Below are 23,383 nucleotides of genomic sequence, written 5' to 3'. Positions count from 1 at the left end.
GCTGGCGGCACGTTCGTCATCCAGGGTGGAGGGCCGCCGGGGACGCCGCCGACGACGAAGACCTACGTCACAACTGGATCGACGTCGACGTCGCCACCGGCAAGGTGCGGTCGGTGGACATGAAGAACTACCTCGACTTCGTCGCCACCCAGGCCACGCTGAAGTCCACGCCCGCCTTCGACCCGCTGGGGGTCAACGGCAACACGACCAGCGGCGCCGAGACCAACCTGTTCGGACCGGCGAACCAGCGGTACCTGAACTACACCGGGTACAGCTGGGACCACAACAACGTCGCCGGTGACGGCAGCGGTCTCGACGACACCGGGCTGACGTGGGCGCAGTACACCCGCAAGCGCGGCACGATCGTCGACGACCAGGTGCGGCTGATCGACCCGCTGGACCGTGCGCTCGACGCGGACCGGCAGGTCAGGGATGTGAACTACCGGCTCGCGTGGAACCAGCCGCACGCCGACAACTGCGACGTGCCGGAGGCGATGGCCTGGATCGCCGAGGTGGTCCACCAGGCCGGCCGAGGTCAGAGCGTGCGCAGCGCTTCGGTCGGGGAGAGACGGGCGGCGCGCAGGGCCGGATAGAGCCCCGCGCAACCGCCGATCAGAGCCGCGGCTGCCAGGCCCGCGCCCACCGCGTACGCGGGGACGAGGGTCTGCCAGCCGCGCGCGGCCGCCATCGCGTACGTGACGGCGGTGCCCAGGACCACGCCGGTCAGGCCGCCGGCGGCGCCCAGCAGGACCGACTCGACGAGGAACTGGGCGCCGACGTGGCCGCGGGTGGCGCCCAGGGCCCGGCGCAGGCCGATCTCGCCGCGCCGCTCGAGCACGGAGATGACCAGCACGTTCGCGATGCCGATGCCGCCGACCAGCAGGGCCACGCCGCCGAGGCCGAGCAGCAGCACGGTGGTGCCGCCGGTGACGGCCAGCCGGGCGGTGAGCGCCTCGGACGGGCGGCTCACGGCAACCTCCTCCGGGTGTTCGGGAGCGGCGGCGCGGGCCAGCATGGTGGCCACCTCGGTGGTGCGGTCGGTCCGGGCGCGTACGAAGATCCGGGTCGGGTTTCCCTGATAGCCGAAGTCCTGCGCGGCGATGGGCGCGCCGATGAACGCGGCGGTGTCCAGTTCGGGCGCCAGGTCGACCGGCGCCATCACGCCGACGACGGTGTACCAGCGGTCGCCGACCCGGATCCGGGGGCGGCCGGTCACGTCGCCGATGCCCAGCACCGTTGCGGCGTAATGGCCGAGCACGACGGCCGGGTAGCGGATCAGCGCGGCGTCCAGGAAACGGCCGTGCAGCAGCGTCCCGTCGAGGGTGGCGAGCAGGGCCGGGTCGGTGACGCGGACCGAGAGGCCGCCGGTGCGGCCGCTGGGGATCCGGTCGCTGCGATAGACCTGGATCGGCAGGGTCGCGGTCGCGGCGGCCGAGAGCACTCCTTGCGTACGGGCGACCGCCGGCCCCGCGGTGTCCGGCAGCTCGGCCTCGCCGCCCCGGAGGGTCTTGCCGTTGGCCACGGTCAGCAGGTTGGTGCCGACCCGGTCGATCTGGGCGAGCACGTCGGCCTGACTGGACCGGGTCACGCCGAGCACGGCCACCATGGCGGCTATTCCGATGGCGACGCCGAGGACAGAAAGGGCGGCGCGGCCCGGCCGTGAGCGCAGGCCGACCGTGCTCACCGGCAGCAGATCGGCGAGACGTAGGTGGGACTTCATTGTGCCTCCCCGACTACCAGGCCGTCGCGGATCTCGATGCGGCGGTGCATGGCCGCCGCGATCCGCTCGTCGTGCGTGATGACGACGATGGTGACGCCGTCCGCGTTGAGCTCGTGCAGCAGCGCCACCACGCCCTGCCCGGCGACCGAGTCCAGGTTGCCGGTGGGCTCGTCGGCCAGCACGAGGGCGGGCCGGCCGACCAGCGCGCGGGCGATCGCCACCCGTTGCCGTTCCCCGCCGGAGAGGTGCGCGGCGGGGAAGCCGGCGCGGTGGGCGAGGCCGACCCGCTCGAGGGCGTCGGCGGCGGCCCGGCGGCGCTCGGCGCCCGGCACACCGCGGTAGAGCAGGCCGGTCGCGACGTTCTCGGCGGCGGTCAGCCGGTCGAGCAGCATGAACTGCTGGAACACCACGCCGAGGCGGTGCGCGCGGACCCCGGAGAGCTGCCGGTCGCGCAGCTTCTCGACCGCCTGGCCGGTGATGCGCACCGAGCCCGACGAGGGGCGGTCCAGGCCGGCGGCGAGGTTGAGCAGCGTGGTCTTGCCGGACCCGGACGGCCCGACGACGGCGACGAGCTCGCCGCGGCGGATCGTGACGGTGATGCCGCGCAGTGACTCGACCGGCGGGGTGCCGGGGTAGACCTTGCGCACGTCGATCAGCTCCAGGACGTCGGTCATGCGGCCGGCACCTCCACGGACTGGCCCTCGGTGAGGCCGCTGACGATCTCGACCTGGCCGGTGCTCTGGTCGAAGCGGCCCGGCTCGACCGGCACGAGACCGCCGCCGGGCAGCCGCACCTGGTATCCGCCGCCCGGCCGGGCGAGGAGGGCGGCGATCGGGGCCAGCAGCACATTCGGGCGGGTGCCGACGATGACGTCGACCGTGACCGGGGCCCGGTCGAGGGCGAAGCCGCGGGGCAGGCGGACGGTGACGGTCACCGGGACCGTCGCCGCGTTCGGGTCGCCGGGCTGATCCGGCGACTCGGCCGAGGGGGCCGTCGCCACCCTGCCGATCGCGGTGACCCGCCCGGGGATCGGCCCGGCGTCCGGCAGGGAGACCTCGACCTCGTCGTTCACGTGCAGGGCGGCGACCTGCGCGGTGTCGACCTGCGCCACGACGGCGCGATTCGTCGACGTGCCGGTGAGCACGGTGACGCCGGGCGCCACCGCCGCGCCGACGCGGGCCGGCAGCGCGGTGACCCGGATCGCGGTGGGCAGGAAGACGACCTGCGCCTGATCGAGCCGGCCGGTGCGCTGGTAGGACGGTCGCCCCCACGACGCTTCCCAGCGGCGGATCGCGGCGGCGGTGGCGGCGCTGAAGTGCCGGTCGACGGTCATCCGGTGGTGCGGGTCGAAACCGAGGGCGGACAGGTTGGTCTCGAGTTGACGCACGTCCGGGCCGTCGCTCATGCCGTACGAGAAATCTCGGAAGGCCGGGACGGCACCCAGCAGAAGGCGGACCGGCGCGTCGGAGACGCGGAAGAGGACATCGCCGCGAGCGATCACGGCGCCCGGGGACGGCGCCGCGGTGAGCATGCCGGGATCGCCCTGATAGTCGACCGTGTACGAGCCGGTGTATTGAAGCGTGCCGCTGAGCTGGGTGGTCTGGGTGAGGGTGCCGCGCCGGACGGTGGCGGTCCCGGTGGAGATCTCGGCGGTGGGCGTGGCGGCGGCCTTCGGCTCGGAGCGGGCGGCGTAGGCGACCCCGGCGGCGAGCGGCGCGGTCACCGCGATGGCGACCACCGCGACCGCGCCGCGCCGAGGGCTCACTTCTTCACCCCGGTGCCGCCGGTGATCTTGACGTCGCCGCTCCAGACGCTCTTGCACGCCTCGTCGGCCTGGTCGCGCAGGTTGCCGGGGATGCCGTTGGCGAGCGGGGTGCCGCTGAGGTCGAACTCGCCGGCCTGGTTGGGGTCGGGGAAGTCGGGCAGGCCGTGCGCCCGGACGCATTTCGCGAACTCGGCCAGCTTGCGCAGGTCGTCCGCGCTGTACTGCTCCTTGGGGCGGAACGCGTTGGGCGGGTACCGGTCCTCGATCGGCTGGCAGGCGTCGATGATCGCCTTGTGGGTCCGGAGGTCGTCCTTCCAGTTGTAGTCGCCCGCGGGCGGGAACTGGAGGTAGCCGTCCTGGGTGAGCTGGGCGTCCGGCATCCGGGTCAGGCCGTGGTCGCGCAGGCATTCGACCCATTCCTGGCCGAGGCTCAGCAGCTGCTGGCGGTTCGCGGAGGCGGACGCGGACGCGGACGGGGTTGGCGGGTCGGCGCTGCACCCGGCGAGCCCGGCGGCGAGGACCGCGGCGATGAGCACTGTGGACGTTGTCCTGGTCATGCCCTCACGGTGACGGTCACGGCTTCGCGACTCGTCAACCCACGGTCGGGAATCCGGGCGGAATCGGCACCGGCGATGTAGTACCTGAGTCTGACGCTTCCGGCGGCCGCGCTTCCTACGATGGGCGCATGTCCCGGTTCTCGCGGCACCGACTGCTGACCGACGCCGCCCTGGCGCTGGCGCTGCTCGCGCTGACCCTGGGGCCGCAGCTCGTGACGGGCGCGCTGGCGGCGAAAAGGTCGGCCGAGTCCCTCATCCCGGTGTCCTCCGGCTGGTGGCTGTTCTCCGGGCTCGTCCTGGCCGGCCTGCTGATCCGGCAGCACCTCCCGGTCGCCGCGCTGGCGCTGGTCGCGGCCGGGTCGTTCGGGCACCTGGCGCTCCAGACCAAGTTCCAGCTGCTCGACCTGGCGCTGCCGCTGGTGCTGTACACGGTGGCGGCGGCCGCTCGCCGCCGGCGTCTCGCCTTCGGGATCCTGGCGCTCACCATGGTCCTGACCTACTTCGCGATGCTCGTGGGCCGGCTGGGCGTGCAGGTCGAGGAAAAGCAGGCGAAGGCCGCCAAGGAAGCCCAGGTCATGGTGGTGGAACGGGATGTGACCGGGAAGCCGGCGCCGTCGAAGCGGGTGGTCACGGTCGACGTGCTGGTCGACACCGGGCAGGCGGTGCTGGAGATCTGGCTGCTGTCGTTCGCGGCGTTCGCGGTCGGCGACGGGATCCGCAGCCGCCGCGCGCACCTGGCCGCGGTCGAGCAGCGGACCGCCGACCTGGCCCGGGAGGAGCGGCAGCGGGCGGCACTGGCCGTCGCCGCCGAAAGGGCTCGCATCACCCGCGAGCTGCACGACGTGGTGGCGCACGGCATGTCGGTGATGGTCGTGCAGGCCCAGGGGGCGGCCGCGGCGCTGGAACGGCATCCGGACCGCTCGGCCGACGCGCTCCAGCACGTGATCGAGACCGGGCGGTCGTCGCTGGCCGAGATGCGCCGGCTGCTCGCGGCCGGCCGCACCGGCCCGTCGACCGACGCGGTGCGGCTCGACCCGCTGCCCGGCATGGGCGACGTGCCCGCGCTGGTCGACCAGTTGCGCGCGGCCGGCATGCGGATCGAGCTGACCATCGAGGGCGTGCCCGACGTGGTGCCGGCGACGGTGGATCTCTCGGCCTATCGGATCGTGCAGGAAGCCCTGACCAACACCCTCAAGCACGCCGGACCGGGCGCGGTCGCGCGCGTACTGCTGGAGTTTCAGCCCGATCGGGTACGCGTGGAGGTCGTAGACGACGGGGTGGGGCTCGCCGGCGGCGTGGATGGGCACGGCAACGGCCTGCGCGGCATCGCGGAACGGGTCACCATGCTGGGTGGTGACCTGGAGACCGGCGCGGGCCCGGGCGGCGCCGGATATCGGCTGTCCGCCACGCTGCCGCTGGCGGCCGTTCCGGCTCGGTCATGACGCTGCGGGTGGTGCTGGTGGACGACCAGACGCTGGTGCGCACCGGGTTTCGGCTCGTGCTCGACGAGACCGACGACATCGAGGTGGTGGGGGAGGCGGCCGACGGGGCTCAAGCCCTCGACGTGGTGGCTCGGACGCGTCCGGATGTGGTGCTCATGGACGTACGGATGCCGGGTCTTGACGGCATCGAGGCAACCCGGCGCATCCGGTCCGGTCCGCACGCGGCGAAGGTGATCATTCTGACCACGTTCGACCTCGACGAGTACGTCCTGGCCGGTTTGCGCGCCGGGGCCAGTGGCTTCCTGCTCAAGGACGCCCTCGCCGCCGACCTGGTCAACGCCGTACGCGTGGTCGTGGCCGGCGAGGCGGTCGCGGCGCCCAGCGTGACCCGCCGCCTCTTCGCGCACTACCTGGGCCGGTCGCCGGGCCCGCCGCCGGCCGACGAGCGGCTCGCCGCCCTCACCGGACGCGAGCGCGAGATCCTGACGCTGATCACGCGCGGGCTGTCCAACGCCGAGATCGCGGTGGCGCTCTCGCTGGCCGAGAGCACGGTGAAGACCCACCTCGGCCGGATCCTGGCCAAGCTCGGCCTGCGCGACCGGGTTCAGGCGGTGATCCTCGGATACGAGTGCGGGCTGGCCGAGCGCTAGGGGGCGGGCGCCAGCACCCAGATGACCTCGCACTCCTCGTCGCCGTCGGTGGCGTTGGCCCAGGTGTGCGGCTCGCGGCCGGGGAAGGTGAAGGCGTCGCCGGCGTCCAGCAGCACCGACTCGTCGGAGAGCGTGATCCGCAGCCGGCCCCGGATCACGTAGACGAACTCCACATCGCTGTCGAGGGTGTAGAGCTCGTCGCCGCCGCTGCCGCCCGGCTCGACGGTCGAGTGGATGACCTGCAGGTGGCTCTGGGTGCCGGGGGTCAGCAGCAGCTCGTTGACCTTGCTGCCGCCGAAGTTGATCGGGCGGCCCTTGCCCGCGCGGACCAGCGAGGTCGCCGGCGGCTCGAACAGCTCGCCGACCCGGATGCCGACCACCGCGCAGATCGACATCAGCGACGCCACCGACGGCGACACGTCGTCGCGCTCGAGGCGGCTGATGAAGCCCTTGTTGAGGCCGGTCGCGTCGGCCACCTGCTGCAGGGTGAGCCCCCGGGCCTGCCGGGCGGCGCGGAGCCGGCCGCCGATCGCGACGCCGCCCACGGGGGGCTGGGCCACGCGTCGTACCTGGCCTGCCATTTCACTCCTCCAGCTGCATCGCGACCGCCCGTACGGGAGCCCCGTCGGCATTCTCCAAGGCGACCGGGAGGCAGGACACGATGGGGTTCGGGAAGTCGACCTGCTCCAGGTTACGGAAGTTCTCGCCGATCACGCCGCCGGCCTCGGCGATCAGATGGTGGACTGGGTAGCCGTCGCCCGGATGCGTCTCGTCCGGGGTCTCGTCGATGTTGATCGCATCCAGGCAGAACGTGCGCACGCCGAGGTCGAGCATCCGCCGGCAGGCGTCGGCGTCGAGGTAGGGATGGTCGAAGTAGGCGGGCGTGCCGTAGTGGGCGGACCAGCCGGTGCAGATCAGCGCGATCACGCCCGGGCCGAGCCGATCGGCGTACGGGGAAAGGCGCTCCCAGGTGATGCGCTCGCGCGCCTTGGCGCCGCGGACGTCGAGCAGCACCCCCGGGCCGACGAACAACCCGAGGTCGAGCTCGTGCAGCCGGGGCGCGTCGTCGCGGAAGTGGTACGGAGCATCGACGTGGGTGCCGGTCTGGGAACCCACCTCCAGGTGAAGCAGGTTGAACCCGTCCTCGCGCACGGTCGCGTGCACCGTGAACCGGGGGACCGGATCGCCCGGGTAGACCTGCGTCCCGGGGCCGACCGGCACGGACAGATCGACGATGCGCATTTTTCCTCCTAGGCAACAACCGTTGCGTGACGTGAAACTTACGCCTACGCTCCCCGAGCATCGAGTCCTAGACGAAGGACAATGCGCATGACCGAGACACAGCCCGCGCGGCCCAGAGTCACCGAGGTCGAGCAGCACGGCATTGACACCATCCCCGCCTCGCACCGGCACTCCCGCCCGCTGGACCTGTTCCGCATCCAGTTCGGCGGCGCCAACACCTTCGCCACCGTCATCCTCGGCACCTTCCCCGTCATCCTCGGGCTCTCCCTGTGGCAGGCCGTCGCGGCCACCGTGGCCGGCGTCGTCGTCGGCGCCCTCATTCTCATGCCGATGGGCCTGTTCGGGCCGCTCACCGGCACCAACAACGCGGTCAGCTCGGGCGCCCACTTCGGCGTCCGGGGCCGGGTGGTCGGCTCGTTCCTGTCGCTGCTGACCGCCATCGCGTTCTACTCGATCTCGGTCTGGGTCAGCGGCGACGCGGTCGTCGGCGCGCTGGTGCGGCTGGCCGGGGTGGACGACTCCGACCTGCTGCGGGGCGTCGTCTACGCGGTGCTCGGCGCGATCGTGATCGTCGTGGTGATCTACGGGTACGCGTTCATGCTGCTGGTCAACAAGGTTGTGGTCGTCGGCAACACGCTGCTCATCCTGCTCGGCGCCCTGGCGTACAGCGGCAAGCTCGACCTCGGCTACAACCCCGGGCCCGACGCGTACGCGCTCGGCACGTTCTGGCCGACGTTCGTACTCTCCGCGTTGATCGTGATGGGCAACCCGATCTCCTTCGGCGCGTTCCTCGGCGACTGGTCCCGCTACATCCCGGCCGCCACCAAACCCGTACGCCTGCTGGGCGCGACCCTGTTCGCCCAGCTCGCCACCCTCGTGCCGTTCCTCTTCGGCGTCTTCACCGCGACGCTGGTCGCGGGGGAGGCCGACTACATCGTGGCGCTCATCAACGCCTCGCCGGCCTGGTACGCGGTGCTGCTCATCGTCGTGGCGTTCCTCGGGGGCCTCTCCACCGGCATCACCTCGCTCTACGGCACCGGCCTGGACTTCTCGTCGGTGTTCCCGCGACTCAACCGGGTCCAGGCGTCGCTGTGCATCGGCTCGCTCGCCTTCGTGTTCATCCTGGTCGGGCGCCTCGCCTTCGACCTGATGGCGAGCGTGAACGCGTTCATCGGCGCGATCGTCATCTGCACCACCCCCTGGATGATCATCATGACGATCGGGTACGTCGTTCGCCGCGCCCACTACCGGCCGGCCGACCTGCAGGTCTTCAACCAGGGTCAGAGGGGCGGCGCGTACTGGTTCCACCACGGCGTGAACTGGCGCGGCATGGCGGCCTGGATCCCGTCCGCGATCGCCGGCCTGCTGTTCGCCAACTATCCGCCGCTGATCGAGGGCCCGTTCCGCAACGTCGCGGGCGGCGTCGACATCAGCCTGCTCGTGTCGATCGGGACCGCTGCCGTCGCGTACGTGTGCCTGATCGTTGTCTTCCCGGAGCCTCGCTATGTCTTCGGGCCGGACGGCCCGCGCGGTGTCCCGAGCACCGACGGCCCGATGCCGGAGATCGTCGATGACCACACGGCCTCGCGATACCGGGTCCGTGCCGCCGCTACCGAGTAGGAAAAATGCACGTTCCCCGGATTCTCCAGGACGGTCGCGTCGGCCAGGTCGACGCGACCGTCGTTCCCCGCTTCGCCGGGCCCGCCACCTTCGCCCGGCTCCCGCAGATCGACGAGGTGTCCGACGTGGACGTCGCCGTGCTCGGCGTGCCGTTCGACGCCGGCGTCTCCTACCGTCCCGGCGCGCGCTTCGGCCCCACGCACGTCCGCGAGTCGTCCCGGCTCCTGCGGCCCTTCAATCCCGCCGCCGGGATCTCGCCGTTCGCGAGCCAGCAGGTCGTCGACGCCGGCGACCTGGCCATCAACCCGTTCGACATCGAGGAGGCGATCGGCCAGATCGAGGCCGGCGCCCGCGCGGTGCTGGAACGTTCCCACCGCCTGGTCACCATCGGCGGCGACCACACCATCGCGCTGCCGCTGCTGCGGGCCATGGCCGCTCGCCATGGCCCGGTCGCCGTGGTGCACTTCGACGCGCACCTGGACACGTGGGACACGTATTTCGGTGCGGCGCACACCCACGGCACCCCGTTCCGGCGCGCGTCGGAGGAGGGCCTGATCGACCGCTCAGGCTGCCTGCACGTGGGCACGCGCGGCCCGCTCTACTCCACCAGCGACCTGCACGACGACCACGAACTGGGCTTCCACGTAGTGCCCAGCGTCGAGATCGACGACTTGGGCGCGCGCGGCATCGCCTCGCGCATCCACGAGCGCGTCGCCGACCGCCCGGTCTACCTTTCCATCGACATCGACGTGCTCGATCCGGCTTTCGCGCCCGGCACCGGCACCCCCGAGGCCGGCGGCATGACCAGCCGCGAGTTGCTGGCGGTGCTGCGCACTTTCGGCTCGCTCAACCTGGTCGGGGCGGATGTCGTCGAGGTCGCTCCCGCCTACGACCACGCCGAGATAACCGGCATCGCGGCGTCGCACACGGTTTACGAGATCCTCTCCGCGCTAGCCCTGGGGAAGAAGAATGACTGACGTCCTGCAAGCGGCGCGGAACCTGGTGGAGGCCTTCGCCGCGCACAACACCGAGGCCTATTTCGGCAGCTTCGCCGCCGACGCCACCTTCATCTTCCACACCCACGAGACGCCGTTGCGCTCCCGGTCCGATTACGAGCAGATCTGGTACGGCTGGGAGCAGTCGGGTTTCCACGTCCGCTCCTGCGAGTCCTCCGACCAGAACGTGCAGCACTTCGGCGACATAGCGGTATTCACCCACCGAGTCCGCACAGTAGTCTTTCTGGACGGCGCCGAGCAGACCCTCAACGAACGAGAAACAATCGTCTTCCACCGCGAAGCCGACGGCCGCTGGCTGGCCGTCCACGAACACCTCAGCCCCGACCCGTCCTGACCATTTCCGCCATGGCAATAATTCAGAGCCCCACGCAGCCGCCGATTTACCCAGCGCGGAGAATGCCGGCCGCGTCGGTGCGAAATTCTGTGCCCGATAGAATAGGCCAACGACATCGTCGAGAGCGCGGCTGAAGATTCGTACCGGCCGCCGTGAAACCCGGAGCGCGGACGTGGACGCGGGCCGCCGCTCGACCGGCGGTGTGGGCTGGGCTGCGTGCGGTGGCGTGAGCTGGGGCGCGGAGCTGGGTCGAAGCTGCGACGCCGGCCCGGACGCTGACGGCGGCGTGCACCGGGCGGGCGGCGGCGCCGGCGGAGCCGTGGGCGGCGATGCTCGGCCTGCCCGGCTGGGTCCGATGCCCTTCAGCATCTCCCGCACTTCGTCGCTGCTGTGCTGTCGGCGCAGCTTTTGCGCATACCGCTGGATGAGCCCCCAATCTCGACGCCGTGCCTGCTGGCGGCGGAACTCTTCCTTCTCCGGCGAATAGCGGCGCGACGCCGTGCGATCACGCATTACCGTCAATTGAGACCGGGTGAAGAACTCCAACTGCCGCATACCTGATTCTCCCATCCCGAGGAATGCGGCGGTAAGCCCGAACGGGTGTTCGATCATGCCAATTTCGTGCGGGGCAATTCATCAAGATTCCGATAGGGTCGCCTCGTGGATTGGCGCGCGGGCCGGCTGGACGGCTGCTCGGCTACCGGCTGACGCTGCTCGCCCTCGAGGCGATCCAGGCGGCGGGGGAGCGGCTCGAGTTGGGACCGTGCGAGCTGCGGTCGCCGAAACGCGACCGGGGGACTGACTAGCTTCCGCTGTTCGGACCGCCGGCGCCGGCGGGCGACCTGGACCGGCGGGTGCTGACCGAGCTGGCCTCCGCGCCGCCGGGCGCGGGGGTGGTGACTGGGCCCGCCGTGACCGGCTTCAAGAGTTGGTGCCAGGCCGTCGCCGGCAGGCTGGGCGCGCGCCGGGTCGACCAGCTGTCGCCAGGCCTGGCGCCGCTGCCCGACGCGGCGGCGCCGTCCGGCCCGGCGGCGCCGTCCGGCCCGGCGGCGCCGTCCGGCCCGGCGGCGCTGTCCGGCGCGGCGGCCCTGGTGCGAGTCGAGGGCGGTCAGGCGGCCGTCGCGTATTGGGTTAGTCAGTTAGCTGACTTCGCCGCTTCGGCGCTGTCGCGTCCGGTCGTCATCCAGGTGGTGGGCTGCGAGTCGCGTTCGTGAACTTCCGGCGGTGCGTGGAAACGCTTGCGCAGGGGGACCCGCGCCCCGACTCCGTGCAGGTCTGGACAGGCCCCTCCAAGGGAGGCGACGACGCCGGCCCGGAAGACGTCGCCGAGGGTGAGCTGGCCGCCGCCACGTTGCTGCCGCGCGGCGACCACTACGCCTTCGACGCGGCCCAGGCCTCCTGGAACGGGCGCTGGACGGCCTGGCCGACGTCGGCGAGTCCAACGGCCAGGGCGACCTCGCCTACTGGATCCTCACTCCCACCCGAAACCGTCGGGGTCGGTGAACGCGCCCGCGTCGCTGCCGATGGTGAAGCGGTGGGAGCCCTCGCCGTCCGGGGCGACGCCGGCGGCCTTGGCCAGGGCCTTGCGCTTCAGGAGCGCCAATTTCACGGTGCCGGCGAAATCCACGTACTTGCTGCCGTAGCTCTTGCCCACCTCAAGGCCGCGCGCGACGTAGAAGCGCTTGCTCGCCGCCACGTCCGCGACGCCCAGCTGGATCACCACGTCGTCGATCTGCCGGGTGGCGGGGCCGGTGTCCTTCTTCGACGAGGACGCGAACGTCACGATGGTCCCGTCCGGCGCCTGCAGCACGCCGCCGTAGCCCCACAGCGACTTCGCGGCGGGCTTCAGCGTCTTGCCGCCGGCCTCGGCCGCGGCGTCCATGAGGGCGTTGACCGTCGAGGGCTGGGACATCAGCAGCGACAGCGTGAAGCCGCGGAAGCCGGTCGTCGGCGCCTCGGAGGCCCGCAGGCGCACCTTGGCGCCCAGGTCGAGGGCCCCGGTGTAGAAGCGCTCGGCGTTCGCGATGTCGGCAACTTCGAGGGTGATGTGGTCGATGGAGGTCATGACAGGTCCTTACGTTCGAGGAATCCGAGAATATTGCCGCTGGGGTCTTCCACGACGGCGGCCAGCTGCCCCGCGCCGACGTCTTTGACACCTTGACGCGTACGCCATCCCGCGTCGACGGCCTGGGCGAGCACCGCGGCGACGTCGCCGACGTGGCAGTACCCGACCGGGCCGGTCATCCCGTGGTTGTGGCCGTTCGGGTCGAGGCCGATCTCCTGGTCGCCGACCCGGAAGCCGACGTAGTAGGGCTCGTCCGCGTACGGCGCCACGCCCAGGACCGTCTCGTAGAGCGCCCGGGCGGCGTCCAGGTCCCGGACCGGGACGATGATGGTCTTGATGCCGTGGTTCATGGCTATGAGCCTGCCGCCGGTGCCGTTCCGCTCGCATCCGTGGTGAGCACGGAGCGGACCACGGATCACGCTCACGGAGCCGTACGGCAGGATGGGTTTTGTGACGAAGCAGCCGGAGATCTCAGCGCGGGAGGCCGAGATCCTGGCGCTGGTGGGGGAGCACCTCAGCAACGCCGAGATCGGCGCGAAGCTGTTCATCTCGGTGCGCACCGTCGAGAGCCATGTGTCGTCGCTGCTGCGCAAGCTCGGCGCGGTGGACCGTCGCGCGCTGGCCGATCTCGCCCCGGCCGCGAAGGCGCCGGTGCGGCTCCCGTCGCCGGTCAACCCATTCATCGGCCGCGCCCGGGAGCGCGAGGCGCTGCGCGATGCCGTCACCGCCAACCGGGCGGTCACCGCCGTCGGTCCCGGCGGCGTGGGCAAGACCCGGCTGGCTCTGGCCGTCGCTTCCGACCTGGCCGGCGATTTCGCCGACGGCGTCTGGTTCGTCAACCTCGTGCCGGTCACCGACCCGGCGATGGTCGGCCCGGCGGTGGCGGCCGCGCTCGGGCTCGGCGAGCAACCGGGCCGCGACCTCGACGACTCGGTGCTGACCGCGCTCGCCGACCGGCGGGCCCTGCTGGTGCTGGACAACTGCGAGCACCTGACCGACGGGGTGGCGCCGTTCGTCGAGCGGCTGCTGGGCGGCTGCCCCCAGGTGCGCGTGCTGATCACGAGCCGGGCCCGGCTGATGGTCCCCTTCGAGTGGGTCTATCCGGTTCCTCCGCTGTCCCTCGCTTCCGATGCCGTCGGGCTCTTCATCGATCGGGCGCGGGCCGTCGGCTGGGTCGTCGAGGACGGGCAACGCGATCAGGTCGCCGAGGTGTGCCAGAAGCTCGACGGGGTGGCGCTGGCCATCGAGCTCGCAGCGGCGCGGCTGCCCGCGCTCGGGCTCGACGGGCTGGCCGCCGGCCTCGCCGACCACCTGCGGCTGCTGGTCGGCGGCTACCGGGCCGACGACCGCCACCGCTCGGTGCGGGCGATGCTGGACTGGGGGCGGGCGCTGCTCGCCGAGACCGACCTGGCGCTGCTGCGGCGCGTGTCGGTGTTCGTCTCGCCGTTCACCGCCGCGGCCGCCGCGGCGGTGGCCGGCTTCGACCCGCTCGAGCCCGGCCAGGTTGTCGAAGGGCTGGCCCGCCTCGCCGAGCAGAGCTTGCTGACCGTGAGCCCGGCGCCCGGAGGCACGCGCTATCAGGCTTTGGAGACGATCCGCCAGTACGGGTCCGAGCTGCTGGCCGGGGCCGGCGAGGTGGATGCCACCCACGCCCGGCATCTGCTGTGGTGCCTCGCGGTGGCGGGCGAACTGGGCGAGGCGACCGGCGGCGACTGGCGAGCGCGCTTCGACGCGGTGGCCGACGACTTGCGGGCCGCGCTGGGGCGAACTCCCGATTACGGCCTGGCGCTGGCGTTGGCGGGGCTCGCTTTCCGCCGCAACCTGATCGGGGAGTCTCAGCAGCGCTACGAGCAGGCAGCCGCCCTGGGAGCCGACGCTTCGGCGTTGCGTTCTGCTGCGAATGTGGCCGCTTGCCGGATGCGTGGCGACGACGCCTATCGCCTGTGGAAGGCCGCTGCTGACATCGCCGAGAGCCCGGCGCGTGACCTGGCCATGGCGAGCACCACCTACTTCCGGAAAACCGGGACCTTTGCTCAGCTGCCGCCGCGCGAGGAGCCGGGCAAGCTGCTCGACCGTGCGCGTGAGCTGGCCGGGGACGACCCCGCGGCGCAGGCGGCGGTGGCCCTCGGCGACTGCGCGGCCGCGGGCTATGCGTTCTTCGCCGAGCAGGTTCCGACTGACCTGACCGCTCTGGCCGAACGGGCGGTGGAGCTGGCCGGCCGGCTCGGCGATCCGGTGGCGGAGGCCGCGGCGCTCTTCGCGCTGACCGGTGCCCGGCGGCAGGCGGGGGACACCTTCGGGGCCGCGGCCACCGCGCGCCGCCGGGTCGAGCTGCTCGAGGCCCTGCCTCTCACCCCGGCTACCGCGGATGAGCTGATCGACGCCCTCCAGATCGCCACGGCGACCGGCATCGGCGTCGGCGACCTGCGCGCCGCGCGACGGTGGGGCCGGATGCTGCGGGACCTGCCGCCGCTGGCCGAGGCCGGGCATGTCGCCACGGCGCAGTTGCTCATGGCCGACGCCCTCGCCGGGCAGGCCGACGATGTGGTCGCGGTGAGCGGCCGGTTCCTCGACGCCTGGAGCCGGGAGGGACGGCCGCCGGTTCGCAGCTTCGGGCCGGTCGCCGCCGCCGTTGCGATGATCCACGACCTGCGCGGCGACGAGGCCGCCCGCGCCGAATGGCTGGACGTCCTCGACCAGCTGGGTGTCGGACCCGAGGACCGGGCCGGTTACAGCCCGGCCTTCGACGCCATCGGGCTGCTGCACCGCGGGCAGGCCGAGCTCGCCCTGAAGGAGCTCGACGGCGCATGGCTGCCGGGCATCCTGCAGCATTGGCACGTCGCCCTGCGCGCCGAGGCCGCCGTGCTGGCCGGCCATCCCGAGGCGGCTGAGCACCTCGCGGCCGCCGGCGGGATCGTCGCGGGAAACCCGATCGCCGAGGCCATCGTCGACCGCGCCGCCGCCCTGCTCGCCGACGACCGTGAACGGCTTCTCGCCGCCGCGATCGCGTTCGAGGCCGCGGGCTGCCCGTATCAGCGAGCTCGAACACTGCTGCTGGCGGGCGGGGAGAGCAGCGCGGGCGGGGAGAGCCGCGCGGCCGGCGAGGCCGCGCTCGCGGACCTAGGGCTCGCTGAGCGGTGAGCCGGGCCGGCCCGAGGGCCGTGTTCAGACGCCGCCGAGGACGTGTTGGATTCCCGCTACGGCGGCGCCCCGGGCCCAGTCGGTGAAGGTCAGCGGGGTAGTGACGATCTCGAGGGCGCAGCGCTGCACCTCATTCGGGCCGGGGCGCAAGCGCTCGGCGATGACCTCGCTCATGGCCGGTGACTCGGTGAGCGCGGCCACGTCTTCGCCCGCCAGCACCACGCACCTCGTCTGGAGCGCGCCGGCCATGGTCGCGACCACGTGCCCGAGGGCCCGCGCCGCGTCGTCGAGCAAGCGACCCGCGCGCGAGTCGCCGGCGCGGCCGGCCTCTGCCAGGGCGCCGAAGGTGATCGGGCGAGGGATCGTGGCGGGCGCGTGGCGGGCGACGTCGTCGTGGTCGAGGTAGGCGGAGGCGCAACCGGCATGCCCCAGGCCGCACGGCGGGCCGCCGGCGTCGATGGGGGAGTGGGCGAGCAGGTGGCCGTTGTCGATGAGGCGATCGACGGCCAAGCCCTCGCGGACCACGCCGAAGCCCAGGCCGGCGCCGACGGTGACGACGCCGAAGGTGGAATGGGTGCGGCCGGCACCGAACCACAGCTGCTCGCGGGCGAGGGCCGTCACGTCGTTGGTGACGATCACCGGCAGGCCGGTGCGCTCCTGCAGGGGCGTGGCCAGGTCGACGTCGCGCCAGCCCAGGAAGGTGCCCTCCTGGACGGTCGAGCTGGCGTCGATGACCCCGCCCAGCGCGACGCCGATGCCGTCGAGCGACGGGACCCGGCGGGCCAGACGCGCGGTGAGCTGGGCGACGACCTTGACGGTGGCGGCGACCGGCACGCCACCCTCCGGGCCGGGGCGGGGGAGCGCGGCGCGGGCGGTGCCCTGGACGTCGCCGAACATGTCGCAGACAACGGCGTACGCGGTGTCGGCAGTCAGCTTGCAACCCACGACGTGGCGCGCCCCGGGCACGGCGGTCAGCACCTGACGGGGACGGCCGACCGCCTGCTCGGGCTCGAGCGCCTCGGACGCCATGCCGCCGTCGACGAGGGCGCGGGCGAGGCGCGAGGTCGACGCGTAGGACAGGTTGAGCCGGTCGCCGAGGTCCTGCCGGGTGGCCGGCCCGTGGACGAGCAGGTGCCGGGTGACGGCCAGCTCGGCGGCGGACAGGCCTCGCCGCGGCGTCACGGGACGGCTCGTCATCACCATGTGCTCAGTTTACGAGTGACCCTTGTCACTGCCACGTCCCCGACTTATTTTCAATCTGGTTGTAAATAAGGAGGCACGATGGCGATCAGCACGAGCACCCCTGCCCGGCCGGCCACGGTTGCCACCGGGGCGCGGCCGAAGCGCCGCGACGACACCCGGCTGGCGATCGCGTTCATCGCGCCGGCCCTGATCGGATTCCTGGTCTTCATGGTGTGGCCGACGCTGCGCGGCATCTACCTGAGTTTCACCAAGTTCAATCTCTTGACGCCGCCGGAGTGGACCGGCCTGGACAACTACGTGCGGATGGTCCAGGACCCGGTGTTCTGGAACGCGCTGAAGGTGACCATCTACTACGTCTTCGTCAACATCGTGGTGCAGACCGTGGTGGCGCTGGTGATCGCGGTGATGATGCAGCGTCTGACCCGGCGCACCTGGCTGCGCGGGATCGTGCTGACCCCCTACCTGGTGTCCAATGTCGTGGCCGCCCTGGTCTTCCTGTGGATCCTCGACTACCAGCTCGGCATCGCGAACCACGTGATCGAATGGCTCGGCCTGGACCGGATCGCGTTCCTGTCCGACAGCGCCTGGGTCATCCCGACGATCGCGCTGATCAACGTCTGGCGGCACGTCGGCTACACGGCCCTGCTGATCTTCGCGGGCCTTCAGACAATTCCCGAGACCGTGTACGAGGCGGGGCGCTGCGACGGTGCGAGTGAGCTGACCATGTTCCGCCGGATCACCGTGCCGCTGCTCCGCCCGATCATGGCGCTCGTGCTGATCATCACCGTGGTCGGGTCGTTCCAGGTCTTCGACACCGTCGCGATCACCACCCGCGGCGGGCCGGTCGACTCGTCCCGGGTGCTGCAGTACTACATCTACGACATGGCGTTCGGCCGCTTCCAGTTCGGCTACGCGTCGGCGATGTCGGTCGCGCTGCTGATCATCCTGGTCGTGATCACCTTCGTGCAGTACCGGCTCACCCGGGCCGAGACGTCGGACCTGTCCTGAGGAGGCGACGATGACCACCACCACGGCGACTCCCGCCACGACCGCCACCCCGGTCGAGCCGGCCGCGAAGCCGGGCTTCAACTTCGGCCGTACGATCGCCTGGGTCTTTATGATCTTGGTGATCTTCCTGTCCTTGTTCCCGTTCTACTGGATGCTTCGCACGGCGCTGTCCAGCAACAACGCCCTCTACGCCGGGTCGGACAGCCTGCTGCCGGTGCAGTTCTCCTGGGGTGGGTTCGCGCGGGTCTTCGGGCTGCAGACCGGCCAGGAGGCGATCGACGCGGGCGGCGCGGGGCAGCCGATCGAGTTCTGGCACTACCTGGTCAATTCCGTCATCGTGTCGACGCTCGTGACCGGCGGGCAGGTGTTCTTCTCGGCGATGGCCGCGTACGCGTTCGCCCGCCTGCAGTGGCGGCACCGCGAGAAGGTCTTCGCGTTCTTCCTGGCCGGCCTGATGATCCCGACGATTTTCACGCTGCTGCCGAACTTCGTGCTGATCAAGCAGCTCGGGCTGGTCGACACGCTGCTCGGCATCGCGCTGCCGAACATGCTGATGACCCCGTTCGCCGTCTTCTTCCTGCGGCAGTTCTTCCTCGGCATCTCCCGCGAGGTCGAGGAGGCCGCGCTGGTGGAGGGCGCCAGCAAGGTACGGGTCTTCTTCCGGCTCATCCTGCCGATGGCGTCGGCGCCGATCGCGACCCTGTCGATCCTGACCTACATCACCTCGTGGAACGACTACTTCTGGCCGCTGATGGTCAGCTACACCGACCGGTCGCGGGTGCTGACGGTCGCGCTCGGCGTCTTCAAATCGCAGACGCCGCAGACCGGGCCCGACTGGTCGGGTCTGATGGCCGCGACGCTGGTGGCGGCGCTGCCGATGCTCATCCTCTTCTGCTTCTTCGCCAAGCGGATCGTCAACTCGATCGGATTCAGTGGGATCAAATGAGGCGCTTACTCGCTTTCTTCTCCGCGTTCCTCGTCGCCGGCTGCGGTTGGAGCGGGGCGGACGCCGCCACCGGGCCGGCCGGCAACGGCACCATCGAGTACTGGCTGTGGGACTCGGGCCAGCAACCGGGCTACCAGAAATGCGCGGACGCGTTCGCGGCACAGAACCCCGGCCTGCGGGTGCACATCTCGCAGTACGGCTGGGACGTGTACTGGCAGAAGCTGACCGCCGGCTTCATCGCCGACACCGCGCCCGACGTGTTCACCGACCACCTCGCCAAGTACGCGCAGTTCGTCGACCTGAAGGTGCTGCGCCCGCTCGACGACCTCGGCATCCAGGACGGCGACTACCAGCCCGGGCTCGCCGAGCTGTGGAAGGGGCAGGACGGCAAGCGGTACGGGTCGCCGAAGGACTGGGACACCATCGCGCTGTTCTACGACAAGACCGCGCTCCAGAAGGCCGGCGTCGACCCGGCCACGCTCGGCGACCTGACCTGGAACCCCACCGACGGCGGCACCTTCGAGAAGCTCGTCGCCCACCTGACCGTCGACGCCAACGGCAAGCGCGGCGACGAGCCCGGCTTCGACAAGAGCCACATCAAGACGCACGGGCTGAGCGCGGAAGGCTCCGGCGGCGCGGGCTGGGGGCAGACCCAGTGGTCCGCGTTCACCGGCAGCGCCGGCTGGCAGGCCACCGACCGCAACCCGTGGGGCACCCACTTCAACCTCGACCAGCCGGCCTTCCAGCAGACGCTGAACTGGTACTTCGGCCTGGCCCGCAAGGGATACATGCCGACGTACGAGGAGATCGGCGGCGCCAACGCGGTCGGCACCGACAAGCAGATCCAGTCCGGAATAGCGGCCATGGGCCTCAGCGGCTCCTGGATGATCTCCACCTTCACCAAGCTCACCGACGCGGCCGGCAAGAAGCTGGAGATCGGCATCGCGCCGACGCCGATCGGGCCGACCGGCAAGCGGGCGTCGATGTTCAACGGCCTCGCCGACTCGATCACCACGCTGTCGAAGCAACCCTCCAACGCGGGGAAATGGGTCAAGTTCCTCTCGGGTAGCGAGTGCCAGAGCATTATCGGCAAGTCCGGTGTGGTGTTCCCGGCCCGGCCCGAGGGCACCGAACTGGCCATCGCGTACAACCGGGACGAGCGGAAGCTCGACGTCACGCCGTTCACCGACCAGGTCAAGGACAAGACCACGTTCCTGTTCCCGGTGACCAGCAACGCCGCCGACATCACCGCGCTGATGAACCCGCGGATGGACGCCGTCTACATCGGCTCGGAGCCGGTGTCGTCGCTCACCACGCTCAACGACCAGCTCAACAAGCTCTTCGAGGTTGCTCAATGATTCTGCACTGGCGCGCCGCCGGGGTCAGCCTGGCGCTCGACTGCTCCGGCCCGCTGCTGCCGCGGGCGCTGCACTGGGGCGCCGACCTCGGCGACGGCCCGCTGGCGGCCCTGGCTTCCGCGGCGGTGCCGCCCCGGGTCAGCAACAGCATCGACCAGGTGGTGCCGGTCAGCGTGCTGCCCGAGCAGTCGGCCGGGTGGCTCGGCACTCCCGGGGTGACCGGGCATCGCGACGGCGCGGCCTTCTCGACCTCCTTCGCCGTGGTCGATCTCGAGGAGGACGATCGCCGCCTCTCGGTGACCGCGCGGGACTCCTCGGCCGGCGTCTCGCTGCTGCTGGAGCTGGAGCTGACCGAGTCGGGGCTGGTGCGGCAGCGAGCGACGCTGACCAACGATCACGCCGCATCGGTCTTCACGCTCGATGGGCTGCTGCCGACGCTGCCGGTGCCGGCCGAGGCGACCGAGCTGCTCGACTTCACCGGGCGGCACCTGCGGGAGCGCATCCCGCAACGGCAACCCTTCGCGCTCGGCACGCGGGTGCGGGAGAACCGGCGCGGGCGCACCGGCGCGGACGCCTCCATCGTCCTGGCCGCCGGGACCGCGGGCTTCGGCTTCGGTTCCGGCTCCGGGGAGGTTTGGGGCATTCACGTGGCTTGGAGCGGCAATCATCGTACGATCGCCGAGCGCACCCCGGACGGCGTAGCGCTCCTCGGCGGGGGCGAGCTGCTGCTGGCCGGCGAGGTGCGGCTGGCGCCGGGCGAGTCGTATCGCAGTCCATGGCTCTACGGCTCCTACGGCCGCGGTCTGGATGAGTTGTCCGCGCGATTCCATCGGCACTTGCGGCGGTCTTATTCGCCGAGGCCGGTGATCGTCAACACCTGGGAAGCGGTCTACTTCGACCACGACCTGGCCAAGCTCACCGCGCTCGCCGACGTCGCCGCGGAGGTCGGTGCCGAACGGTTCGTCCTCGACGACGGCTGGTTCCGGCATCGACGGCACGAGCGCGCCGGGCTCGGCGACTGGTATGTCGACGAGACGGTCTGGCCGAAAGGTCTGCACCCCCTCGTCGACCACGTGCGCGGGCTCGACATGGAGTTCGGCCTGTGGGTCGAGCCCGAGATGATCAACCCGGACTCCGACCTGGCCCGCGCCCACCCCGAGTGGATCATGTCGACCGGTGGCCGGATGCCGCCCGAGTCACGCCATCAGCAAGTTCTCGACCTTGGGCACGACGACGCGTACGAGTACATCTTTTCGCGGTTGGATGCGCTGCTGTCCGAGTACGACATCGCCTATCTCAAGTGGGACCACAACCGGGACCTGGTCGACGCGGGCCACTCGCCGGGCGGCGAGGCGGGCGTGCACACGCAGACCCTGCGCGTCTACCGGCTGCTGGACGAGCTGCGGGCCCGGCACCCCGGCGTGGAGATCGAATCGTGCTCTTCCGGCGGATCCCGGGTCGACCTGGGCATCCTCGAACGGACCGACCGGGTGTGGTCCAGCGACTGCAACGACGCGCTCGAGCGGCAGCACATCCAGCGCTGGACGGGCACGCTGCTGCCGCCGGAGATGATCGGCGCCCACGTGGGACCGACCGTCTCGCACACCACTGGGCGAGTGCACACCCTCGACTTCCGCGCCGGGACGGCACTGTTCGGCCACTTCGGCATCGAATGGGACCTGACCGAGGCCGGCGACGCCGACCGGGAGCGGCTGGCGGCTTGGGTGCGGCTCTACAAGGAGTTGCGCGGGCTGCTGCACGACGGCACCGTCGTACGCTCCGACCATCCCGACCCGGCGCTGTGGGTGCACGGCGTGGCGGCGCGGGACCGGTCCGAGGCCGTCTACGCCCTCGTCGCGATGACCACCGGGGTGTGGTCGCCGCCGGGACGCGTACGGCTGCCCGGTCTTGACCCGGACGCCGTCTATCGCGTCGAGCCGCTGCCGCCGGGGGACCAGCCGCAAGGGCCGACCAAGGCTCCGCCGCCGTGGTGGACTTCGGGGGTCGAGCTGACCGGGCGGATGCTGGGCGCCGTAGGGGTACAGGCGCCGGCTCTCTTTCCGGAGAGGCTGGTGCTGCTCCGAGCGACTTCGCTTTTACGGGACACCGTGCGCGTCCGTTGAGGACTAGCGTGGCCGGATGGAGCTGGACACCGGCCGGGCGCACGTCGCCCGGGTCTACGACTACTGGCTCGGCGGCAAGGACAACTTCGAGGCCGACCGGGCGTACGGCGACGAGCTGGAGCGCCGGGTGCCGGCCATCCGGGTCGCGGCTCGGATGAATCGGCTGTTCCTCGGCCGCGCCGTGCGGTACCTGGCGGGTGAAGCTGGTGTCCGGCAGTTCCTGGACATCGGGACGGGGCTGCCAACCGCGGGGAACACGCACCAGGTCGCCCAGGCTGTCGCGCCGTCGTCGCGGGTCGTCTACGTCGACAACGACCCGCTCGTGCTGACCCACGCGCGTGCGCTGCTGACCAGCTCGCCCGAGGGGCGTACCGCTTATATCGATGCCGATGTGCGCGAGCCGGCCTCCATCCTGGAGGAGCTTCCGGCAACGCTTGACCTGGAGCAGCCGGTCGCTGTGCTGCTGGTGGCGGTGCTGCATCTGGTCCGCGCGGACGAGGTCGCTTATCCGGCCATCTCGGCGATCGTGGGGGCGTTGCCGCCGGGCAGTTATCTGGCGATCACCCACGCCACCGGCGATTTCTGGCCGGCTTCACAGGTGGCGGCGGCGAACGCTACCAACCGGGCGCACGGCGTGGACTTCCGGTTCCGGGAGCGGGGGGAGGTGGCGCGCTTCTTCGACGGCATGGAGATCGTGGAGCCGGGCATCGTGCCGGTCGCGGAGTGGCGGCCCGACGGTGGCCCTGCCGCCGACCGGACGGACGCCAACATCTGGGCGGCTGTTGCCCGGATGCCGTAGCGGCACGCCCCTCTGTGGACGACATCTCAAAACTGTCATACCCACGTGCTCTGCTCGACCCCACCCAGTGCCGGGGCGGGGGATGGCCTGTGGGCGTCGCAGAGATCAACAAACGCTCTCTCGTCGCGGCCGGCTCGGCGATCAGTGGGTGGGCCGGTGGCAAACGGCCGGGGCGGGTGCGTGGTCGGGGTGGGTGCGGCCGGTTGCGCGTGTCGTTTGTGCTGGGTTGCCGTGGCGAAGGCCCGTGCGTGGTGGGTGCGGCCGGTCGCTCGTGTTCGTCAGTGCCGGCGGTGGTCCCGTCGTTGTTGGTGGGTGAGCGAGCTTGGCCGCGAAGATGCGCGGGCGCCGAGATCTAGGAGAGTTACTGTTCGGCGCGAACGCCAATTCATCATCC

Annotated in this window: 23 protein-coding genes; 14 read left to right on the top strand and 9 right to left on the bottom strand. The window is 71.3% G+C overall.

All coding sequences use genetic code 11. The features are described 5' to 3' along the window. The first annotated feature begins 113 nt into the window (after positions 1–113). Positions 114–593 carry a hypothetical protein gene (locus ACQPZX_RS32640; protein WP_433363718.1) on the top strand — a complete coding sequence of 160 codons (480 nt, stop codon included), beginning with the start codon at positions 114–116 and terminating at the stop codon, positions 591–593. Here the strand turns inward: ACQPZX_RS32640 and ACQPZX_RS32635 are convergent. Genes ACQPZX_RS32635 through ACQPZX_RS32620 form a run of 4 tightly spaced genes read right to left on the bottom strand, consistent with a single transcriptional unit; the run spans position 536 to position 4,042 of the window. After that, positions 536–1,720, bottom strand: a complete 1,185-nt coding sequence (locus ACQPZX_RS32635; RefSeq protein ID WP_433363716.1) for an ABC transporter permease — start codon at positions 1,718–1,720, stop codon at positions 536–538. The genes ACQPZX_RS32640 and ACQPZX_RS32635 overlap by 58 nt on opposite strands. Continuing rightward, positions 1,717–2,394: an ABC transporter ATP-binding protein gene (locus tag ACQPZX_RS32630; protein ID WP_433363713.1), complete on the bottom strand. Its 678-nt coding sequence runs from the start codon at positions 2,392–2,394 to the stop codon at positions 1,717–1,719. The genes ACQPZX_RS32635 and ACQPZX_RS32630 overlap by 4 nt, the downstream gene beginning before the upstream one ends. Next, on the bottom strand, positions 2,391–3,485 hold the full coding sequence (locus ACQPZX_RS32625) for a peptidoglycan-binding protein (protein ID WP_433363710.1): 1,095 nt from the start codon (positions 3,483–3,485) through the stop codon (positions 2,391–2,393). The genes ACQPZX_RS32630 and ACQPZX_RS32625 overlap by 4 nt, the downstream gene beginning before the upstream one ends. Beyond that, positions 3,482–4,042 carry a hypothetical protein gene (locus ACQPZX_RS32620; protein ID WP_433363707.1) on the bottom strand — a complete coding sequence of 187 codons (561 nt, stop codon included), beginning with the start codon at positions 4,040–4,042 and terminating at the stop codon, positions 3,482–3,484. The genes ACQPZX_RS32625 and ACQPZX_RS32620 overlap by 4 nt, the downstream gene beginning before the upstream one ends. A gap of 128 nt (positions 4,043–4,170) precedes the next feature. Here ACQPZX_RS32620 and ACQPZX_RS32615 point away from each other — a divergent pair, with 128 nt between their 5' ends. Beyond that, complete coding sequence (locus ACQPZX_RS32615) at positions 4,171–5,484, top strand: sensor histidine kinase (RefSeq protein ID WP_433363704.1); 1,314 nt, start codon at positions 4,171–4,173, stop codon at positions 5,482–5,484. Further along, positions 5,481–6,134 carry a response regulator gene (locus tag ACQPZX_RS32610; RefSeq protein WP_433363701.1) on the top strand — a complete coding sequence of 218 codons (654 nt, stop codon included), beginning with the start codon at positions 5,481–5,483 and terminating at the stop codon, positions 6,132–6,134. Before ACQPZX_RS32615 ends, ACQPZX_RS32610 begins: the two co-directional genes overlap by 4 nt. On the opposite strand, the gene ACQPZX_RS32605 is transcribed toward ACQPZX_RS32610, so the two are convergent. Beyond that, positions 6,131–6,694: a helix-turn-helix domain-containing protein gene (locus ACQPZX_RS32605; RefSeq protein ID WP_433363698.1), complete on the bottom strand. Its 564-nt coding sequence runs from the start codon at positions 6,692–6,694 to the stop codon at positions 6,131–6,133. The two genes, ACQPZX_RS32610 and ACQPZX_RS32605, sit on opposite strands and share 4 nt — an antisense overlap. A gap of 22 nt (positions 6,695–6,716) precedes the next feature. Beyond that, positions 6,717–7,376 carry a cyclase family protein gene (locus tag ACQPZX_RS32600; protein WP_433363695.1) on the bottom strand — a complete coding sequence of 220 codons (660 nt, stop codon included), beginning with the start codon at positions 7,374–7,376 and terminating at the stop codon, positions 6,717–6,719. An 87-nt stretch (positions 7,377–7,463) separates the two neighbouring features. On the opposite strand from ACQPZX_RS32600, the gene ACQPZX_RS32595 reads away from it, so the two are divergent. From ACQPZX_RS32595 to ACQPZX_RS32575, 5 genes are all read left to right on the top strand, one after another. Beyond that, a complete protein-coding gene (locus ACQPZX_RS32595; protein ID WP_433363692.1) occupies positions 7,464–8,996 on the top strand; it encodes a purine-cytosine permease family protein in 1,533 nt (510 codons plus the stop codon). Positions 8,997–9,001: 5 nt separating this feature from the next. Further along, positions 9,002–9,973, top strand: a complete 972-nt coding sequence (speB, locus tag ACQPZX_RS32590) for an agmatinase (protein WP_433363689.1) — start codon at positions 9,002–9,004, stop codon at positions 9,971–9,973. Beyond that, positions 9,966–10,346 carry a YybH family protein gene (locus ACQPZX_RS32585; protein ID WP_433363686.1) on the top strand — a complete coding sequence of 127 codons (381 nt, stop codon included), beginning with the start codon at positions 9,966–9,968 and terminating at the stop codon, positions 10,344–10,346. The genes speB and ACQPZX_RS32585 overlap by 8 nt, the downstream gene beginning before the upstream one ends. A 665-nt stretch (positions 10,347–11,011) precedes the next feature. Continuing rightward, positions 11,012–11,152, top strand: coding sequence for a hypothetical protein (locus ACQPZX_RS32580; protein ID WP_433363684.1), 141 nt, complete (start codon positions 11,012–11,014; stop codon positions 11,150–11,152). A gap of 48 nt (positions 11,153–11,200) precedes the next feature. Then, positions 11,201–11,560: a hypothetical protein gene (locus ACQPZX_RS32575; protein ID WP_433363681.1), complete on the top strand. Its 360-nt coding sequence runs from the start codon at positions 11,201–11,203 to the stop codon at positions 11,558–11,560. 257 nt (positions 11,561–11,817) lie between these two features. Here ACQPZX_RS32575 and ACQPZX_RS32570 read toward each other — a convergent pair whose 3' ends face one another. Together ACQPZX_RS32570 and ACQPZX_RS32565 are read right to left on the bottom strand one after the other, a co-directional pair. Beyond that, positions 11,818–12,411 carry a glyoxalase gene (locus ACQPZX_RS32570; protein ID WP_433363678.1) on the bottom strand — a complete coding sequence of 198 codons (594 nt, stop codon included), beginning with the start codon at positions 12,409–12,411 and terminating at the stop codon, positions 11,818–11,820. Then, entirely contained in the window at positions 12,408–12,761 is a 354-nt protein-coding gene (locus ACQPZX_RS32565) for a VOC family protein (RefSeq protein WP_433363675.1), read from the bottom strand. The genes ACQPZX_RS32570 and ACQPZX_RS32565 overlap by 4 nt, the downstream gene beginning before the upstream one ends. A 100-nt stretch (positions 12,762–12,861) precedes the next feature. On the opposite strand from ACQPZX_RS32565, the gene ACQPZX_RS32560 reads away from it, so the two are divergent. Beyond that, positions 12,862–15,552, top strand: coding sequence for a LuxR C-terminal-related transcriptional regulator (locus ACQPZX_RS32560; protein WP_433363672.1), 2,691 nt, complete (start codon positions 12,862–12,864; stop codon positions 15,550–15,552). A 24-nt stretch (positions 15,553–15,576) separates the two neighbouring features. On the opposite strand, the gene ACQPZX_RS32555 is transcribed toward ACQPZX_RS32560, so the two are convergent. Then, complete coding sequence (locus ACQPZX_RS32555; RefSeq protein ID WP_433363669.1) at positions 15,577–16,755, bottom strand: ROK family transcriptional regulator; 1,179 nt, start codon at positions 16,753–16,755, stop codon at positions 15,577–15,579. Positions 16,756–16,833: 78 nt separating this feature from the next. Between ACQPZX_RS32555 and ACQPZX_RS32550 the strand changes: the two genes are divergently transcribed. Genes ACQPZX_RS32550 through ACQPZX_RS32530 form a run of 5 tightly spaced genes read left to right on the top strand, consistent with a single transcriptional unit; the run spans position 16,834 to position 22,989 of the window. Then, positions 16,834–17,763, top strand: a complete 930-nt coding sequence (locus tag ACQPZX_RS32550) for a carbohydrate ABC transporter permease (protein ID WP_433363667.1) — start codon at positions 16,834–16,836, stop codon at positions 17,761–17,763. Between the two features lie 10 nt (positions 17,764–17,773). After that, entirely contained in the window at positions 17,774–18,709 is a 936-nt protein-coding gene (locus ACQPZX_RS32545; RefSeq protein WP_433363664.1) for a carbohydrate ABC transporter permease, read from the top strand. Next, on the top strand, positions 18,706–20,067 hold the full coding sequence (locus ACQPZX_RS32540; RefSeq protein WP_433363661.1) for an ABC transporter substrate-binding protein: 1,362 nt from the start codon (positions 18,706–18,708) through the stop codon (positions 20,065–20,067). The genes ACQPZX_RS32545 and ACQPZX_RS32540 overlap by 4 nt, the downstream gene beginning before the upstream one ends. Beyond that, a complete protein-coding gene (locus ACQPZX_RS32535) occupies positions 20,064–22,190 on the top strand; it encodes an alpha-galactosidase (protein ID WP_433363658.1) in 2,127 nt (708 codons plus the stop codon). The genes ACQPZX_RS32540 and ACQPZX_RS32535 overlap by 4 nt, the downstream gene beginning before the upstream one ends. Before the next feature lie 16 nt (positions 22,191–22,206). Then, positions 22,207–22,989 (top strand): SAM-dependent methyltransferase, encoded by a 783-nt coding sequence (locus tag ACQPZX_RS32530; RefSeq protein ID WP_433363655.1) that lies wholly within the window; start codon positions 22,207–22,209, stop codon positions 22,987–22,989. Positions 22,990–23,383: the final 394 nt, after the last annotated feature.

Source organism: Actinoplanes sp. CA-142083 (assembly GCF_050942195.1).
Classification (GTDB): Bacteria; Actinomycetota; Actinomycetes; order Mycobacteriales; family Micromonosporaceae; genus Actinoplanes.
This window is presented reverse-complemented; position numbering and strand designations above follow the sequence as displayed.

Bases quoted from the DNA above. Each gene is read 5' to 3' on its own strand.
- ACQPZX_RS32635 (WP_433363716.1), bottom strand. From the start codon at position 1,720: ATGAAGTCCCACCTACGTCTCGCCGATCTGCTGCCGGTGAGCACGGTC.
- ACQPZX_RS32630 (WP_433363713.1), bottom strand. From the start codon at position 2,394: ATGACCGACGTCCTGGAGCTGATCGACGTGCGCAAGGTCTACCCCGGC.
- ACQPZX_RS32620 (WP_433363707.1), bottom strand. From the start codon at position 4,042: ATGACCAGGACAACGTCCACAGTGCTCATCGCCGCGGTCCTCGCCGCC.
- ACQPZX_RS32615 (WP_433363704.1), top strand. From the start codon at position 4,171: ATGTCCCGGTTCTCGCGGCACCGACTGCTGACCGACGCCGCCCTGGCG.
- ACQPZX_RS32610 (WP_433363701.1), top strand. From the start codon at position 5,481: ATGACGCTGCGGGTGGTGCTGGTGGACGACCAGACGCTGGTGCGCACC.
- ACQPZX_RS32600 (WP_433363695.1), bottom strand. From the start codon at position 7,376: ATGCGCATCGTCGATCTGTCCGTGCCGGTCGGCCCCGGGACGCAGGTC.
- ACQPZX_RS32595 (WP_433363692.1), top strand. From the start codon at position 7,464: ATGACCGAGACACAGCCCGCGCGGCCCAGAGTCACCGAGGTCGAGCAG.
- speB (WP_433363689.1), top strand. From the start codon at position 9,002: ATGCACGTTCCCCGGATTCTCCAGGACGGTCGCGTCGGCCAGGTCGAC.
- ACQPZX_RS32585 (WP_433363686.1), top strand. From the start codon at position 9,966: ATGACTGACGTCCTGCAAGCGGCGCGGAACCTGGTGGAGGCCTTCGCC.
- ACQPZX_RS32570 (WP_433363678.1), bottom strand. From the start codon at position 12,411: ATGACCTCCATCGACCACATCACCCTCGAAGTTGCCGACATCGCGAAC.
- ACQPZX_RS32565 (WP_433363675.1), bottom strand. From the start codon at position 12,761: ATGAACCACGGCATCAAGACCATCATCGTCCCGGTCCGGGACCTGGAC.
- ACQPZX_RS32555 (WP_433363669.1), bottom strand. From the start codon at position 16,755: ATGGTGATGACGAGCCGTCCCGTGACGCCGCGGCGAGGCCTGTCCGCC.
- ACQPZX_RS32550 (WP_433363667.1), top strand. From the start codon at position 16,834: ATGGCGATCAGCACGAGCACCCCTGCCCGGCCGGCCACGGTTGCCACC.
- ACQPZX_RS32545 (WP_433363664.1), top strand. From the start codon at position 17,774: ATGACCACCACCACGGCGACTCCCGCCACGACCGCCACCCCGGTCGAG.
- ACQPZX_RS32540 (WP_433363661.1), top strand. From the start codon at position 18,706: ATGAGGCGCTTACTCGCTTTCTTCTCCGCGTTCCTCGTCGCCGGCTGC.
- ACQPZX_RS32535 (WP_433363658.1), top strand. From the start codon at position 20,064: ATGATTCTGCACTGGCGCGCCGCCGGGGTCAGCCTGGCGCTCGACTGC.
- ACQPZX_RS32530 (WP_433363655.1), top strand. From the start codon at position 22,207: ATGGAGCTGGACACCGGCCGGGCGCACGTCGCCCGGGTCTACGACTAC.